This is a genomic window from Roseovarius sp. B08 (genome assembly GCF_051417955.1).
Classification (GTDB): domain Bacteria; phylum Pseudomonadota; class Alphaproteobacteria; order Rhodobacterales; family Rhodobacteraceae; genus Roseovarius.
In genome coordinates, this window is record NZ_JBPRLW010000001.1 from 3,308,490 (window position 1) to 3,322,675 (window position 14,186).

At 66.0% G+C, this 14,186-nt stretch carries 16 protein-coding genes; 10 read left to right on the plus strand and 6 right to left on the minus strand.

All coding sequences use genetic code 11. From position 1 onward, the window contains the following. Positions 1–22: 22 nt before the first annotated feature. The 6 genes from ACSQ76_RS16780 to ACSQ76_RS16805 all read left to right on the plus strand — a co-directional run bounded on the left by ACSQ76_RS16780 (position 23) and on the right by ACSQ76_RS16805 (position 7,097). Positions 23–1,549, plus strand: a complete 1,527-nt coding sequence (locus ACSQ76_RS16780; RefSeq protein ID WP_437158224.1) for a class I adenylate-forming enzyme family protein — start codon at positions 23–25, stop codon at positions 1,547–1,549. Then, entirely contained in the window at positions 1,536–2,192 is a 657-nt protein-coding gene (locus ACSQ76_RS16785; protein WP_437157491.1) for a DsbA family oxidoreductase, read from the plus strand. The genes ACSQ76_RS16780 and ACSQ76_RS16785 overlap by 14 nt, the downstream gene beginning before the upstream one ends. A 104-nt stretch (positions 2,193–2,296) precedes the next feature. Beyond that, on the plus strand, positions 2,297–2,665 hold the full coding sequence (locus ACSQ76_RS16790) for a potassium channel family protein (RefSeq protein WP_437157492.1): 369 nt from the start codon (positions 2,297–2,299) through the stop codon (positions 2,663–2,665). Positions 2,666–2,744: 79 nt separating this feature from the next. Beyond that, complete coding sequence (locus ACSQ76_RS16795) at positions 2,745–3,896, plus strand: multidrug effflux MFS transporter (RefSeq protein ID WP_437157493.1); 1,152 nt, start codon at positions 2,745–2,747, stop codon at positions 3,894–3,896. Between the two features lie 201 nt (positions 3,897–4,097). After that, on the plus strand, positions 4,098–6,305 hold the full coding sequence (locus ACSQ76_RS16800; protein WP_437157494.1) for an NADP-dependent isocitrate dehydrogenase: 2,208 nt from the start codon (positions 4,098–4,100) through the stop codon (positions 6,303–6,305). 177 nt (positions 6,306–6,482) lie between these two features. Then, on the plus strand, positions 6,483–7,097 hold the full coding sequence (locus ACSQ76_RS16805; protein WP_306127981.1) for a YitT family protein: 615 nt from the start codon (positions 6,483–6,485) through the stop codon (positions 7,095–7,097). Positions 7,098–7,215: 118 nt separating this feature from the next. Here ACSQ76_RS16805 and ACSQ76_RS16810 read toward each other — a convergent pair whose 3' ends face one another. Continuing rightward, positions 7,216–7,422: a DUF6356 family protein gene (locus tag ACSQ76_RS16810; RefSeq protein WP_306127733.1), complete on the minus strand. Its 207-nt coding sequence runs from the start codon at positions 7,420–7,422 to the stop codon at positions 7,216–7,218. A 115-nt stretch (positions 7,423–7,537) separates the two neighbouring features. Here ACSQ76_RS16810 and ACSQ76_RS16815 point away from each other — a divergent pair, with 115 nt between their 5' ends. After that, entirely contained in the window at positions 7,538–7,996 is a 459-nt protein-coding gene (locus tag ACSQ76_RS16815) for an Lrp/AsnC family transcriptional regulator (protein ID WP_437157495.1), read from the plus strand. 26 nt (positions 7,997–8,022) lie between these two features. Here the strand turns inward: ACSQ76_RS16815 and ACSQ76_RS16820 are convergent, their stop codons facing one another. Both ACSQ76_RS16820 and mce read right to left on the minus strand, forming a co-directional pair. Then, on the minus strand, positions 8,023–8,301 hold the full coding sequence (locus ACSQ76_RS16820; RefSeq protein ID WP_306127731.1) for a DUF1467 family protein: 279 nt from the start codon (positions 8,299–8,301) through the stop codon (positions 8,023–8,025). Continuing rightward, complete coding sequence (gene mce / locus ACSQ76_RS16825; RefSeq protein ID WP_152473829.1) at positions 8,301–8,705, minus strand: methylmalonyl-CoA epimerase; 405 nt, start codon at positions 8,703–8,705, stop codon at positions 8,301–8,303. Before mce ends, ACSQ76_RS16820 begins: the two co-directional genes overlap by 1 nt. A 183-nt stretch (positions 8,706–8,888) precedes the next feature. Here mce and ACSQ76_RS16830 point away from each other — a divergent pair, with 183 nt between their 5' ends. Then, entirely contained in the window at positions 8,889–9,605 is a 717-nt protein-coding gene (locus ACSQ76_RS16830; protein ID WP_437157496.1) for a response regulator, read from the plus strand. Positions 9,606–9,631: 26 nt separating this feature from the next. Here the strand turns inward: ACSQ76_RS16830 and ACSQ76_RS16835 are convergent, their stop codons facing one another. From ACSQ76_RS16835 to ACSQ76_RS16845, 3 genes are all read right to left on the minus strand, one after another. After that, positions 9,632–10,351, minus strand: coding sequence for a GNAT family N-acetyltransferase (locus tag ACSQ76_RS16835; protein WP_437157497.1), 720 nt, complete (start codon positions 10,349–10,351; stop codon positions 9,632–9,634). Positions 10,352–10,412: 61 nt separating this feature from the next. Continuing rightward, on the minus strand, positions 10,413–11,639 hold the full coding sequence (locus ACSQ76_RS16840) for a DUF1501 domain-containing protein (protein WP_437157498.1): 1,227 nt from the start codon (positions 11,637–11,639) through the stop codon (positions 10,413–10,415). A gap of 16 nt (positions 11,640–11,655) precedes the next feature. Beyond that, positions 11,656–13,038, minus strand: a complete 1,383-nt coding sequence (locus tag ACSQ76_RS16845; RefSeq protein WP_437157499.1) for a DUF1800 domain-containing protein — start codon at positions 13,036–13,038, stop codon at positions 11,656–11,658. Between the two features lie 181 nt (positions 13,039–13,219). On the opposite strand from ACSQ76_RS16845, the gene ACSQ76_RS16850 reads away from it, so the two are divergent. Together ACSQ76_RS16850 and ACSQ76_RS16855 are read left to right on the plus strand one after the other, a co-directional pair. After that, on the plus strand, positions 13,220–13,696 hold the full coding sequence (locus ACSQ76_RS16850) for a hemerythrin domain-containing protein (RefSeq protein WP_306127725.1): 477 nt from the start codon (positions 13,220–13,222) through the stop codon (positions 13,694–13,696). A gap of 11 nt (positions 13,697–13,707) precedes the next feature. Continuing rightward, positions 13,708–14,145, plus strand: a complete 438-nt coding sequence (locus ACSQ76_RS16855; protein WP_437157500.1) for a VOC family protein — start codon at positions 13,708–13,710, stop codon at positions 14,143–14,145. Positions 14,146–14,186 lie beyond the last annotated feature (41 nt).

Here is a 14,186-nt window from a genome sequence, read left to right on the forward strand (position 1 = left end):
GGCGGTCCTAATCCTCCGCGCCATGCGCTCCACGACCGACACGACCGCCTTTCCGCCCTGCCCCGCGCCCTTCAACCTGGCCGCGCACGTACTGCGCCATGCCGACGACCTGCCCGACAAGGTGGCGCTGGCCATCCTCAGGCTCTCCGGCTCCGAACGCTACAGCTTCGCGCGCCTGAAATCCGCCGTCCTGGGCACCGGCGCGGGCCTTTTGGGGCACGGCCTTCAGCCCGGCGACCGGGTCCTCATGCGCCTCGGCAACACCGTCGACTTCCCCATCGCCTATCTCGGCGCCATCGCCGTCGGTCTCGTGCCGATCCCCACTTCCTCGCAACTGACCGAGCGCGAGGTCGCCGGCATCCTCAAGACCACCGAACCCAAAACCATCCTGCGCGACGCCGACATCCCCTGCCCCGACACGGACATCCCCGTCATCGGCACCGACACCCTGCGCGCCATGCACGACAATGCCCCGGCAGACTTCGACATGGGCGATCCCGACCGGCTGGCCTATATCATCTATACCTCCGGCACCTCCGGCACGCCCCGCGCGGTCTGCCATGCCCACCGCGCCATCTGGGCGCGGCAGATGATGGTCGAGGGCTGGTATGGCCTGCGGCAGGATGACCGCCTGATGCACGCAGGCGCCTTCAACTGGACCTACACGCTCGGCACCGGCCTGATGGACCCGTGGACCGCAGGCGCCACCGCCCTGATCCCGGCCACCTCCGTCACGCCCGACCAACTGCCGCTCCTGATGAAACGCCACGACGCCACCATCTTTGCCGCCGCCCCCGGCGTCTTTCGCAAGTTCGTCAGCCTGGGCAAAACGCTCGACCTGCCGAAACTCCGGCACGGCCTGACCGCGGGCGAAAAGCTCTCGGCCACCATCGACGCCCAATGGCGCGAAGCCACCGGAACGCCGCTTTTCGAGGCCTACGGCATGTCCGAATGCTCCACCTTCATCTCCGGCTGCCCCGATCACCCCGCCGCGCCGGGCACGCTGGGCCGCCCCCAGCCGGGCCGCAACGTGGCGCTGATCGGCCCGGACGGCCCGGTGCCCATGGGCGAGGAAGGCACCATCGCCATCCACCGCTCCGACCCCGGCCTGATGCTGGGCTACCTGAATGAACCCGACGAGACCGCCGACCGCTTCCAAGGCGACTGGTTCCTCACCGGCGACCAGGGCGTCATGTCTCCCGAAGGCGATATCACCTACCTCGGCCGCTCCGACGACATGATGAACGCCGGCGGCTTCCGCGTGTCGCCGGTGGAGGTCGAGGCGGTCCTGAACGCCCATCCCGACATTACCCAATCCGCGGTGACCGAGATCGAGGTCAAACAGGACGCCCGCCTCATCATGGCCTTCTACACCGCCCCCGCCCCGGTTGCCGAGGACGCGCTCAAGGCCTATGTCGATGACAACCTCGCCGCCTACAAGCGTCCCCGAGACTTCTTTCACCTCGATGCGCTGCCCACGGGCGCCAACGGAAAACTCCTGCGTCGCGCCCTGCGGCCGATCTACAAGGACCTGCATGGTCAAGCTTGATATCGTCTCCGACCCGATCTGCCCGTGGTGCTATATCGGCAAGGCCTGCCTCGACAAAGCGCTGGCAGACCGCCCCGGCCACCCGTTCGAAATCGAGTGGCACCCGTTCCAGCTCAACCCCGACATGCCGCCCGAAGGCATGGACCGGCGTGAATACCTGGAAGCCAAGTTCGGCGGCAAGGACGGCGCGGTTCAGGCCTACGCCCCCATCGCCGAACGGGCCGAGGCCGAGGGTCTGACGATCAATTTCGACAGGATCACGCGGACGCCCAACACCATGGACGCCCACCGCCTGATCCACTGGGCGGGCATCGAGGGCCGCCAGATGGCCGTCGCCATGTCGCTCTTCCGCGCCTATTTCGAGGACGGGCGCGATATCAGCGACCATGAGGTTCTGGGCGATATCGCTGACAGCGCGGGCATGGATGCCGCCGTGGTGCAGAAACTTCTGGCCTCCGACGCCGATATCGAGGGCATCGCCGGCCGCGACAAGGCCTTCCGCGAAATGGGCATCACCGGCGTCCCCTGCTTCATCGTCGCGGGCAAGCACGCCGTGCCGGGTTGCCAGCCGCCCGATCTCTGGATCAAGGTCATCGACGAGATCGTCGACAACCTCGAAAGCGATGAAGACGCCGCCATCTGAGCGCACCCCGCCTGAGACATGAGGCCCGGCAACCGCCTGCCCCCTTGTCATCCACGCCACCTCCCTGTTCCTTTGGGCACGGCGTAAACGAGGCGAGGGCTGACATGCGCGGATTGCGACTTCTTCTGCTACTCTCGACGCTGCCCGCCATCATCCTTGGCGGCACCGTCTTTTTCCATCTGGTCGAAGGCTGGAGCTGGCTCGACAGCTATTTCTTCACCGTCATCACTCTGTCCACCGTCGGCTATGGCAGCCTTGTTCCGGCCACGGCGGCGGGCAAGATCGGCACGACGATCTTTATCTTCGTGGGTCTGGGCGTCTTCGCCATCGCCGTGCAACAGATCGGCGCCTTCGCCATGCGCAAGCGCGAGGAACACACCGAATGGCTGGTGGGCAAGCTGCATCACGGCCCGCCCCGACCCTCGGACGAAGAAGGCACAGAGGCCAACATCGACCGCCGCCCCGACGACTGACACACCTGTGCAAAAACGGCCCCCTCTCTGTGCAAAGCCTGCTCTGGCGCACATCCCGGCGCCGTGATAGCGCCCCTGCATGACCGCCCCCACCGACCACCCCGCCACCTCTTCCGCGCCCGTCATGGACCGGGCCGAGTTCGTGGCGCTTATGGCGATGCTGGTGGCCACGGTCGCCTACACCATCGACGCCATGCTGCCCGCCCTGCCCGCCATCGGGGCCGAGCTGTCGCCCGACGCGCCCAACCAGGCGCAACTGGTGATCGGCAGCTTCGTACTGGGCCTCGGCGTCGGCACGTTCTTCGTCGGCGCACTGTCCGATGCCTTCGGGCGCAAGCGGGTCATCATCTGGGGGGCTGGTGTCTACTGCGCCGGCGCGTTGCTCGCCCTGATGGCCCCCACACTGGAAACCGTGCTGGCCGCCCGCGTGTTGCAGGGCCTCGGCGCAGCGTCCGCGCGGGTCGTCGCCATGGCGATAATCCGCGACCTCTACAAGGGCCGCGAAATGGCCCGGCTGATGAGCTTCATCATGCTGGTCTTCACCCTCGTCCCGGCCATCGCCCCGATGGCGGGCGCGGGCATCATCGCGCTCTATGAATGGCGCGGCATCTTCGTATCCTTCCTCGTCTTCGCCGGGATCAGCACCTTCTGGATGGCCCTCCGCCTGCCCGAGCCGCTGTCCCGCGACCGCCGCGTGCCCTTCCGTCCCAACAAGCTCGTGAGCGCCGCCGCCGAGGTGTTCCGCTATCCCATGGTGCGCCTGTCCATGGCCGTGCAGACGCTCTGTTTCGCTATGCTTTTCTCGTCGATCAGCTCGATCCAGCAGATCATGGACGTGACCTATGACCGGGCCGAGGAATTCCCCTTCTGGTTCGCCGCCATCGCCGCCGTGGCCGCCGTCGGCAGCCTCGTCAACGCCGCACTCGTGATGCGTCTGGGCATGCGCCGCCTGATCCAGATGGCCCTGATGATCGAGGCGGGGCTGACCCTCGCCGTGCTCACCGCTTTCCTCGCAGGCTGGGGAAGCTTCCCGGTCTACTTCGTCTGGCAGGTCACGGTGTTCTTCCAGATCGGCCTGACCCTGGGCAACCTCAACGCCCTGGCGCTCGAACCGCTGGGCCATATCGCCGGCATGGCCGCGTCGATCACCGCAGGGCTCGCGACGGTGGGCTCGATCCTGCTGGCGGTCCCCGTGGGCCTTGCCTTCGACGGAACCCCCTGCCCCTGCTGATCGGCGTCGCGATCTTCGCCAGTCTCGCACTGCTTCTCACACAGTTCATGCGCAAGCTCGACCGCGAGCAAAGCCCACCGCACTGACCGCCGACAAATTATTCGGTATACTGTCGCATACCGTCTGGCCAAATCCTCTGTCATGGTCTATGACGCGCGCAAGACTCACGCTTTGTCATGTCCTGATCGAAAGGTATTTCCGATGGCCGACACCTCCACTCCCGATATCGTCTACACCAAGGTCGACGAGGCCCCCGAACTGGCCAGCGCGTCCCTTCTGCCCATCATCCAGAGCTTCGCCACCGCCGCCGACATCACCGTCGGCACCCGCGACATCTCGCTGGCGGGCCGCATCCTCGCCACCTTCCCCGATCACCTGACCGAGGACCAGCGCGTCTCCGACGACCTCGCCGCCCTTGGCGAGCTGGTCAAGCAACCCGGCGCCAACGTCATCAAGCTGCCCAACATCTCGGCCTCCGTGCCGCAGCTCGTCGCCGCCGTGCGCGAACTTCAGGGTCAGGGCTATGCCATTCCCGACTACCCGGAAACGCCCGAAACCGAAGCGGAAAAAGAGGTCCGCGCCCGCTATGACGCGATCAAGGGCTCGGCCGTGAACCCCGTCCTGCGCGAAGGCAACTCCGACCGCCGCGCCGCCGCGCCGGTCAAGAAATACGCCCAGAACAACCCGCACCGCATGGGCGACTGGTCCTCCGACAGCAAGACGCGCGTCGCCTCGATGGGCGCCGATGACTTCTTCTCGAACGAGAAATCCGCCACGCTCGATGGTGCCGCCACCGCGAAAATCGTGCTGGAAGGCGCGAACGGCGAAACCGTCCTCAAGGACGGCGTCAGCTACCCCGCCGGCACCGTCGTCGACGCCACCTACATGAGCGCCTCGGCCCTCGACGATTTCCTCGCCGACGAGATCAAGAAGACCAAGGACGAGGGCGTGCTCTTCTCGCTGCACCTCAAGGCCACCATGATGAAGGTCTCCGACCCGATCATCTTCGGCCACGCGGTCCGCGAATGGCTGAAGCCGGTGTTCGAGGAATACGGCGACCGAATGAAGGAGCTGGGCGTGAACCCCGCCTCCGGCATGGGCGACCTGCTGGAACGGGTGAAGGACGAGCCCGAGATCATGGCCGCCATCGAGGATTGCCGCGCGGCACGCCCGCCGATGTACATGGTCGACAGCGACCGCGGCATCACCAACCTGCATGTGCCTTCCGACGTCATCATCGACGCCTCCATGCCCGCGCTCATCCGCTCGGGCGGCAAGGGCTGGGGCCCGGACAACAAGGAACATGATGCCGTCTGCGTCATCCCCGACAGCTCCTACGCGCCGGTCTATGACGAGACCATCAAGTTCTTCAAGGAACACGGAAAACTCGACCCCGCCACCGCCGGCACGGTGCAGAACCTGGGCCTGATGGCGCAAAAGGCCGAAGAATACGGCTCCCACCCCACCACTTTCGAGATCCCCGAGGACGGCACCGTCAAGATGCTCCTCGAAGACGGCACCGTGCTGCATTCGCACGAGGTCCAGAAAGGCGACATCTGGCGCTCCGCTTCCGCCCGCAAGGCGCCCATCGAAGACTGGGTGAACCTCGCCATCGAACGGCAGAAGGCCACCGGCTACCGCGCGATCTTCTGGCTGGACGAGAACCGCGCCCACGATGCCGAGTTGATCTCTTTCGTGAAGCCGATCCTGGAATCCAAGGGCGTCGCCGACAAGTTCGAGATCATGGCCCCGCGCGAGGCCACCCGCGCCAGCTTGGAAACCATCACCAAGGGCGAGAACACCATCGCCATCACCGGCAACGTGCTGCGCGACTACCTGACCGACCTCTTCCCGATCCTCGAACTGGCCACCTCGGCCAAGATGCTGTCGATCGTCAAGCTGATGAACGGCGGCGGGCTGTTCGAGACCGGCGCGGGCGGCTCCGCGCCCAAGCACGTGCAACAGTTGCAGTCGGAAAACCACCTGCGCTGGGATTCCTTGGGCGAATTCTGCGCCCTGGGCGAAAGCTTCAAGTTCCTGGGCGAGACCAAGGACAACGCCCGCGCCCGCATCCTCGGCGAGACGATCGAGGAAGCGACGCAAGGCATCCTCGACCACAACCGCTCGCCCTCGCGCAAGGTCGGCGAGCCCGACAACCGCGACAGCCACTACTGGTTCGCCCGCTACTGGGCCGAGGCGCTGGCCGCGCAAACCGACGACCCCAAGCTGGCCGAGGAATTCGCGCCCATGGCCAGGGCGCTGGCCGAAAACGAGGACCAGATCGTCTCTGAACTCGCCGCGGCCCAGGGCAGCCCGGCGGATACCGGCGGCTACTACCACCCCGACGAAGGCCGTCTCGCCGCGGTGATGCGCCCCAGCCCCACGCTGAACGGCATCATCGGCACGTAAACCGTAGCAGATACCTCAAAGCGAGCCGCTCCTGTCCGACACCGGGGCGGCTTTTTCGTGCACGACCTGTTCAACCTGTAAACGACAAGCCTCTTTCTCGGGCATCACCCCTGTGTGCCCCCGGCATCGCGGCAAGCCTACATGGAAGTGCAAGCCCCTCTGCCCTATCTCTCCCGGATGCACAGCACCGACCCGCCCACCGTCCCGCATTCCCCGATCGAAGACGCCCAGGGCATCGCCCTCGGCGTCATCCTCTGCAGCGTCGGCATCCATATTCTGACGACCGTGGGCCTCATCACCGGCCAGACGGCGGGCGTTGCCGTGATTCTCAGCTATCTCTCGGGCTGGTCCTTCGGCGTCATGTTCTTCCTCATCAACCTGCCCTTCTACGTGCTGGCCTATGGCAAGCTGGGGCTGGAATTCACCGTGAAATCACTGGTCTCCGTGGCGTTGCTGTCCATTGTCACCGACCTTCTGCCGCTCGGCTTCACCATCCAACATCTGCATCCCGCCCTCGGCGCGGTCATCTTCGGCGCGACCGTGGGCATGGGCCTCCTGGCGATGTTCCGGCACAAAAGCTCGCTCGGGGGTTTGGGCGTCGTCGCCTTCTGGGTGCAGGAAAAGACCGACTTTCGCGCGGGTTACGTGCAACTCATCACCGACGCCGTGATCTTCACCGTCGCCGCGCTTCTCTTTCCGCTCAGCGTGGTCGGCTGGTCACTCCTGGGCGCGTTGGTGCTCAACCTCGTGATCACCTTCAACCACAACCGCAAGCGCTACATCGCGAATTGATCCGTAGGGCGGGGTTTCACCCCGCCATGACGTTCCCAATGCTGGACCGGATCCCCGGCCTGCGCCCCGTGCCGCGCGGCCTCGTAGGGTGGGTGAAAACCCACGCGCCCCTGCGTCCTTATTGCCCCCGCCCATGCGTCTTGGCATACATCTCCGCGATCATCCGGCTGGCCGTTTTTTCGAACGCGAACGGCAGTACCGCATGCACCAGCGCACAGAACCCTGCGCCAAACAGTTTAACGCTGAACGATCCCGCAAAACGGGCATGTTCCAGATATGTCTCGTCAACGCTCTGCGGATGGGCAAGGAAAAGACGGGCCAGCATGGGGAAACTCCTGTTGATCGGTTTCCCACACCCTACCAGCCCCCCACCGAGACATTTTCTCAAACACATTCCGAAACCGCTGTATCCTGTGAAATTTTCCCACTATTCACCGATCATGTGGAAAATCGACGACTTCGACCGAAAAATCCTGCGCGAATTGCAACGAGATGCCGCCCTTGGCCTAGAGGAGATCGGCACCCGCGTCGGCCTGTCGCGCAACGCCTGCTGGCGCCGTATCAAGACCATGGAGGACGCCGGCGTCATCCGGGCCCGCGTCACGCTTCTGGATCCCGCGAAACTGAACCTCGGCCTCACCGTATTCATCCAGATTCGCGCCGCCCAACATGACGCGGAATGGCTCAACGCCTTCTCCCGGGCCACCCGCGCGATGCCCGAAATCCAGGGCGTCTACCGCATGACCGGCGATCTCGATTACCTGATCCGCGCCCGTGTCGCCGACATGGCCGATTACGACCGGCTCTACCAGACGCTGGTCGCCCGCGTACCCATGCGCGACGTCTCCGCCAGCTTCGTGATGGAGGAAATCAAGGACACCACGGCCCTGCCGCTTTGAGCCCTTGAACCGCATGTCCGAGACGCTCAGTTCCGCGCCCCAGACATGGTGCCGAAGAAATCGATGTCTTCCACCGTGATCACCCCGCCCAGGATGACATAGGCCGCAACCGCCCACAGCACGGTCGAAACGATCGTCACGATGATGACCTTCTTGCGCAGGAAATGCTGTTCGGGCGAGCCCTTGTGCGTGCCTTCCACGGTCGTGCCCGCTTCACCTTGCGTCTGGATGCGGATGGGCAGGGCGATCAGGAAGGTCATGAACCAGATCACCAGAAACAGGACGATGCCAGACGCGATGCTCATCAGACCTGCTCCAGCTCGACAAGGCAGCCGTTGAAATCCTTGGGATGCAGGAACAGCACAGGCTTGCCATGCGCCCCGATCTTGGGCTCGCCACTGCCCAGCACCCGCGCGCCGCTTTCCTTCAGATGGTCGCGGGCCGCGATGATGTCCTCGACCTCGTAACAGACATGGTGAATGCCGCCCGCCGGGTTCTTTTCGAGAAACCCGTTGATCGGGCTGTCTTCACCCAGGGGATACAGCAGCTCGATCTTGGTGTTGGGCAGCTCGATGAAAATCACCGTCACGCCGTGGTCCGGCTCGTCCTGCGGCGCGCCCACATTGGCACCCAGCGCGGTGCGATACTGGTCCGCCGCCGCCTCGAGGTCGGGCACGGCAATGGCCACGTGGTTCAGGCGTCCGATCATGGCGCTCTCCTTGGTCTGATACTGCTGAACCACGTTATGGGCCGGACATGCGCCGGGGGCAAGCGACACGCCGACGCAACCCGCGAAATCGCGCGATCCGGAAGATTTTCACCGACCGCTTAACCCTTCGTTAGCCAACCCTGCCTAGCTTCACATCACCTGGTGCCGGAATGGAGCAGCACAATGGATGACAATGACAGCCTCACACTTACCAAGACGCCGACCGCGCGTCGCCCGCTTCTGGGCCTGACCATCCTCGTGGTCGAGGACAGCCGCTACGCCTGCGAGGCGATGCGCCTGATGTGCCTGCACAGCGGGGCGCGCATCCGGCGGGCCGATTGCCTGCGCTCGGCGCGACGGCATTTGACGGTCTATCGCCCTTCCGTGGTCATTGTCGACCTCGGCCTGCCCGACGGCTCCGGGCTCGACCTCATCGCGGAACTCGCTTCCGCCATTCCGCGCGTCACCGGCCTTCTGGGGCTCAGCGGCAATACCGACATGGCCTCCGAGGCGATCAACGCCGGCGCCGACGGCTTTCTGGACAAACCGCTCGACAGCCTCGCCGCCTTTCAGCAGGGCGTGCTGTCGGCCTTGCCCGAAACCTATCGCCCCTCCGGCCCCCGGGCCTTGTCGCAAGCCCGCATCACGCCCGACCCGATGGCCTATCGGGACGACATGAACCATGTCGCCAGCCTGCTTGACGACAGCCGCGATGGCCCTGTGCTGGATTACGTGGCGCAGTTCCTCGACGGCGTCGCCCGCTCGGCCCGCGATACCGCTCTGGTACAAGCCGCGGCCGATCTGGCCACGGCACGCGCCCGCGGGCGCACCCCAAATGCCAGCGTCAACGCGCTGATGGACATGGTGCAGGAGCGAATCACCCGCCACGTCGCCATCTGATAAAGGGTCCGCGGGGCCGAGGCGCCTCAGCCGCCCTGCGCCGGGTCGCTGCCCCGGCGCACAAGCCGTGTCAGGTCCGCCAGTCGCTCCACCTGCCGGCCCGCTTCGTCAAAATTTTCCGGCGCCAGCCAGAATTGGTAGGCTTCCAGCAGTGCCGGCCAGTCCTTGTCGATCACCGCAAACCACGCGGTATCGCGGTTGCGGCCCTTGACCACGGTGGCCTGCACGAACACCCCCTCGAAGGTAAAGCCGAAGCGTTGCGCCGCCCGCCGCGAGGGCATGTTCAGCGCATCGCACTTCCACTCGTACCGGCGGTAGCCGGCGTCGAAGGCCCACCGCATCATCAGAAACATCGCCTCGGTCGCCGCCCGCGTCCGCTGAAGCTGCGGCGCCATGGCGATGAAACCGACCTCGATCGACCCCGATGCGGGCTTGATCCGCAGGTAGGACGCGAAGCCGCCATAGGCGCCCTTGTCCTTGTCGTATATCGCGTGAAACAGGATCGTGTCCTTCGCCGTTTCGTCCCGCATCCAGCGATGGAACTGCGCCGCCGAGGCGAAGGGTCCCACCGGCATGTAATCCCATACATGGTCATGCCCGTCGAAGGCCTTGAACAGGATCGCGGCGTGCCGGTCCGCATCCAGCGCCTCCAGCCGCACGTACCGACCTTCCAGCGGCGCCATGTCCGGCACCGGCGGTTCGGTCCAATCTGGGATTTTCGGCCCTACCGGGCGGTCGTCCGACATCTGCGCCTCTTGGTTTCCGCCGGACAATAGGCAGACAAACCACGCGGAGGAAAGCGAAACCTTACAGGATCAGCTTCGGATCGGTCCCCAGCTCGAGACCCGGAAAAATAGTACCCTCCACCAGCGCCCGGTCGACCCCGAAAAGGTCGCGCATCGCCCAGCCCGCGATGGCCCGCACGTCCCGCGTCGGCATCAGATCGCGGCGCTGGTACAGGTCCGCCTCCGCCAGCCCGGGCCAGTCGCCCAGGACCCGTCCGCCGCGAATGGCCCCGCCCGCCAGCAGCATAGCCCCCGCCGTGCCGTGATCGGTCCCCCCGCTGCCGTTCAGCCGCGCCGTGCGCCCGAACTCCGTCATCGCCAGCACCGCCGTCTTGCCCCAGACATCGCCAAGGCCCTCGCGCAGGGTCAGCACCGCCTCCTGCAACGGGGCCAGCGCGCGCGGCAAGGTCCGCTCCTGGTGCGCATGGGTGTCGAACCCATTGAGCGAGAACGCCGCGATCCGGCTGTCGCCCCGCAGCCGCTCGGCGGCAAAACGCGCGACGCTGCCCACGCGCTCGCGGTCCCGGGTCGGGCGCATATTGTCCTGCATCGCGTTCATCATGTCGCCCGCGTCGATCGGGTTGCCCCCGGCCACCTCCATCAGGTCCGACTGCGACAGGGCGATCGCCTCCGCCAGCGTGTCGCGGAACAGCGGGTCGTCATGCATCACGCTTTCCAGCAGACGCTGCGCCTGGGAACTCAGCGCCAGCGCCGCGTCGGGCGACCAGTTTGCCACCGGCGCGTCACCCGTCAGAATCAGCATGTCCTCGCGCCCCACCGCATAGGCCGTCTCGGCGGAGATTCCCGGGATCGTCTGCAGCATCCGGTTCAGCCATCCGTCACGGTCACGGCCCGGCAAGCCCTGCCCCGTCCCGGCCTCCAGGATGTCCTGCCCGTCGAAATGGCTGCGCTTGTCGCGATAGGGCGTCGAGACCGCGTGCACGAAGCCCAGCTCTCCCTTTTGCCAAAGCGGCATCAGCCCGGACAGGTCGGGATGCAGCGCGAAGATCCCGTCCAGCGCGTGCCCGCCGGGCGCCCCGGCACCGCCGCGCAACGCCGCAAAGCCCGGGTCGCCCACCGGGCGCACCACGTCCAGCCCGTCCATCGCGCCGCGTAGAATGATCACCACCAGCCGCGTGTCCCACGGCGCGCTGGCCATGGTCACCGGCGTCACCAGCGGGCTGGCGGCCAGCGAGCACCCAAGCGCCAGGCTCCGTCCCAGAAAGTAGCGTCGCGATCTGTCAGTCATGCTCACATCTTCCCTGCTACATCCTCTGGAACGCCGGCGAGGCCAGCACCAGTCCCACGCCCTCGGCCCGCGTCTCGGCGGCCCGCGCGGCAAATCGCACCGGCTCAGGCGCCCCGGGGCCCAGCGCGACCTCGACAAAGTCGCGCGGGTCCGGCAACGTCCGCATCAGGCGGAACGGCACCGTCATGCCCCATTGCAGCCGCGCCGCCATGCGCTGCGGCGTGATCCATGCGGCATCGTCCTCGGGAAACCCGTCCGGTCCCGGCGGCGCGCCCCAGGACTGGCCCATCAGGATCAGCGGATTCAGAAAATAACGGCTCACCGCCCTGTATTTCAAAGAAAGATGACGCTCGGAAACATCCAGCGCCCGCAGGCTGGAGGCCATGAAATCAAGCGGTTGCTTCACGTTGCCCCCGTCCTCGGCCCAGGCCGCCGGATGCTCCAGCATCGCCGCATACATCGCCGGCAGCCGTCCGTCCGACGCGCGAAACGCCTGCGCCATCGCATCGACAAGGCCCGCATCGGGCGCGTCGCCGGTGAAATGCACCGCCATCCTCCGCGCCAGATGCGCCGCCGTCGCCGGATGGGCGGCCAAGTCCTCCAGCACCGCCATCACGCGGCCAAGCTCCGGCACCTTGTCGCCATAGCGCCGGCCCATGAACGCCAGCGGCCCCGGCTCTGCATGGCCCGCGCGATAAACGAACCCCTTGCGCCGCAGATAGGCAAGCCCGGTCAGCAGTTTCGCCAGGTCGCGCACATCTGACTGGTCATACGGTCCACCCACGCCCAACGTATGCAACTCCAGCAACTCTCGCGCCAGGTTCTCGTTCAGCCCCAGCTTCTTGCCGCGCCGCGTGACGACCGCGCTGCCCGGCCCCACCGACTGCGTCTGGTTGAGGTAGATCAGCATCAGCGGATGCGTCACAGCCGCTTTCAGCATGTCGGCGAAACGCCCGCCCACATGCGGCCGGATCGCGTCCTCGACATATCCCGCGTAGCCAAAGCGCAGCGCGCCGCCCGGTCCTTGCGCGGTGAAATGATCGGCCCAGAAACCAACCAGCCGCTCGCGAAAGCCGTCCTCGGTCTTCACCCGCCGCATCAGCGTCTGGCCGAACCAGCCCACGGCGTCGCGCCTCAACTCGCGGGTTGCGTCCTTCCGATCTTTCAGCGCCGCCTCGCGCTCGGCCTCGCTCTTGCCATTGCGGTTGCGGCGCCGGGCCTCGGTAACAGCCACATGAGCCTCGCGCACCGCCTCGAACCCGGCGGCGGGAAACCGCTCCGCTGCCCGGTCCGGCCCCGCCAGCGCCTCCAGCATCGCGTTCACGCTCTCTGGTGCCGGAATCGCGGGCGAAAGGCCGCAACCAAACCGGATCGCGGCACGGGCGGGGTCAAACGGCATCGGGCACCTTTCGTTCGTCGGGCGGCTCCATCATCGCACATCATATGGGGCGCGTCTCGCGCCACGTCACCTGCCCGCGTGCGCCCGTCCCCCGCCTCGGCGGAATGCCACCGCCGCCCCAACGGAACCGCCGCGACGCCCGGCGCGTTGGCCGCAGACAGCCAACCCGAAAGGTCCAGCCATGCCCAGCATCTACGACACCATTCGCGCCGACCACGACAACCACCGCGACCTGATGGCCCGGATCGAGGATACCTCCGGAGACAGCCAGGACCGTCAGAAAGCCTGGGCCGCGTTCTACGAAGACGTGAAATCCCACGCCGCAGCCGAGGAAGAGACTTTCTATTCCAAGCTCATGACCAAGACCTGGGGCCAGGATTCCGCCCGCCACTCGGTGCACGAGCACCAGGAAATGGACGATATCATGGAGGAACTCAACGAGGGCGACATGGCGTCGCCCGGCTGGCTCACCCGCTTCAAGACGCTGAAGCACGATTACGAGCACCACATGGACGAGGAAGAAGACGAGGTTTTCGCCCGCGCGCAGGAGGTGATCCCCGAGGACGAGATCGAAGGCTACGGCGAGCGTTTCGAAAAGCGCAAGTCCAAGGAACGCGGCCTGATCGAGGAAAAGCGCGAAGACAGCCTGGAAGACTGAAGGAGGCCGCCGTGCCGGACAAACCCCGCCTCGTCGGCGTCAACCATCTCGTGCTCGAAGTCGGCGACCTTCACGCCGCGCTGGATTTCTGGCGCGCCATCTTCGACTTCGAATTGCGCGGCCAGGGCGAGGGTCACGTTTTTCTGGACATGGGCGACCAGTTCATCGGCCTGTTCGAAGGCAAGACGCAGACGCGCGACGAACACCGTCACTTCGGCCTCGTGGTTGACGACCGGTCCCGCGTGCGCGACCTTGCCCGCGCCGCCGGGGCCGAGGTGATGGAGACCGATTTCCTAGACCTGCGCGACCCGTGGGGCAACCGCATCCAGGTGGTGGACTATGCCGACCTTCAGTTTTCCAAGACCGATGCGGTCTTGCGTGGCATGGGCCTCGACCTCAGGAAATCGCAAAGCGCCAGACAGGAACTGGAAGACAAGGGCATGGGGTGAAAACCGCCCCCGGCCGCGCCTACCTGTCGCCGTCCCGGGCC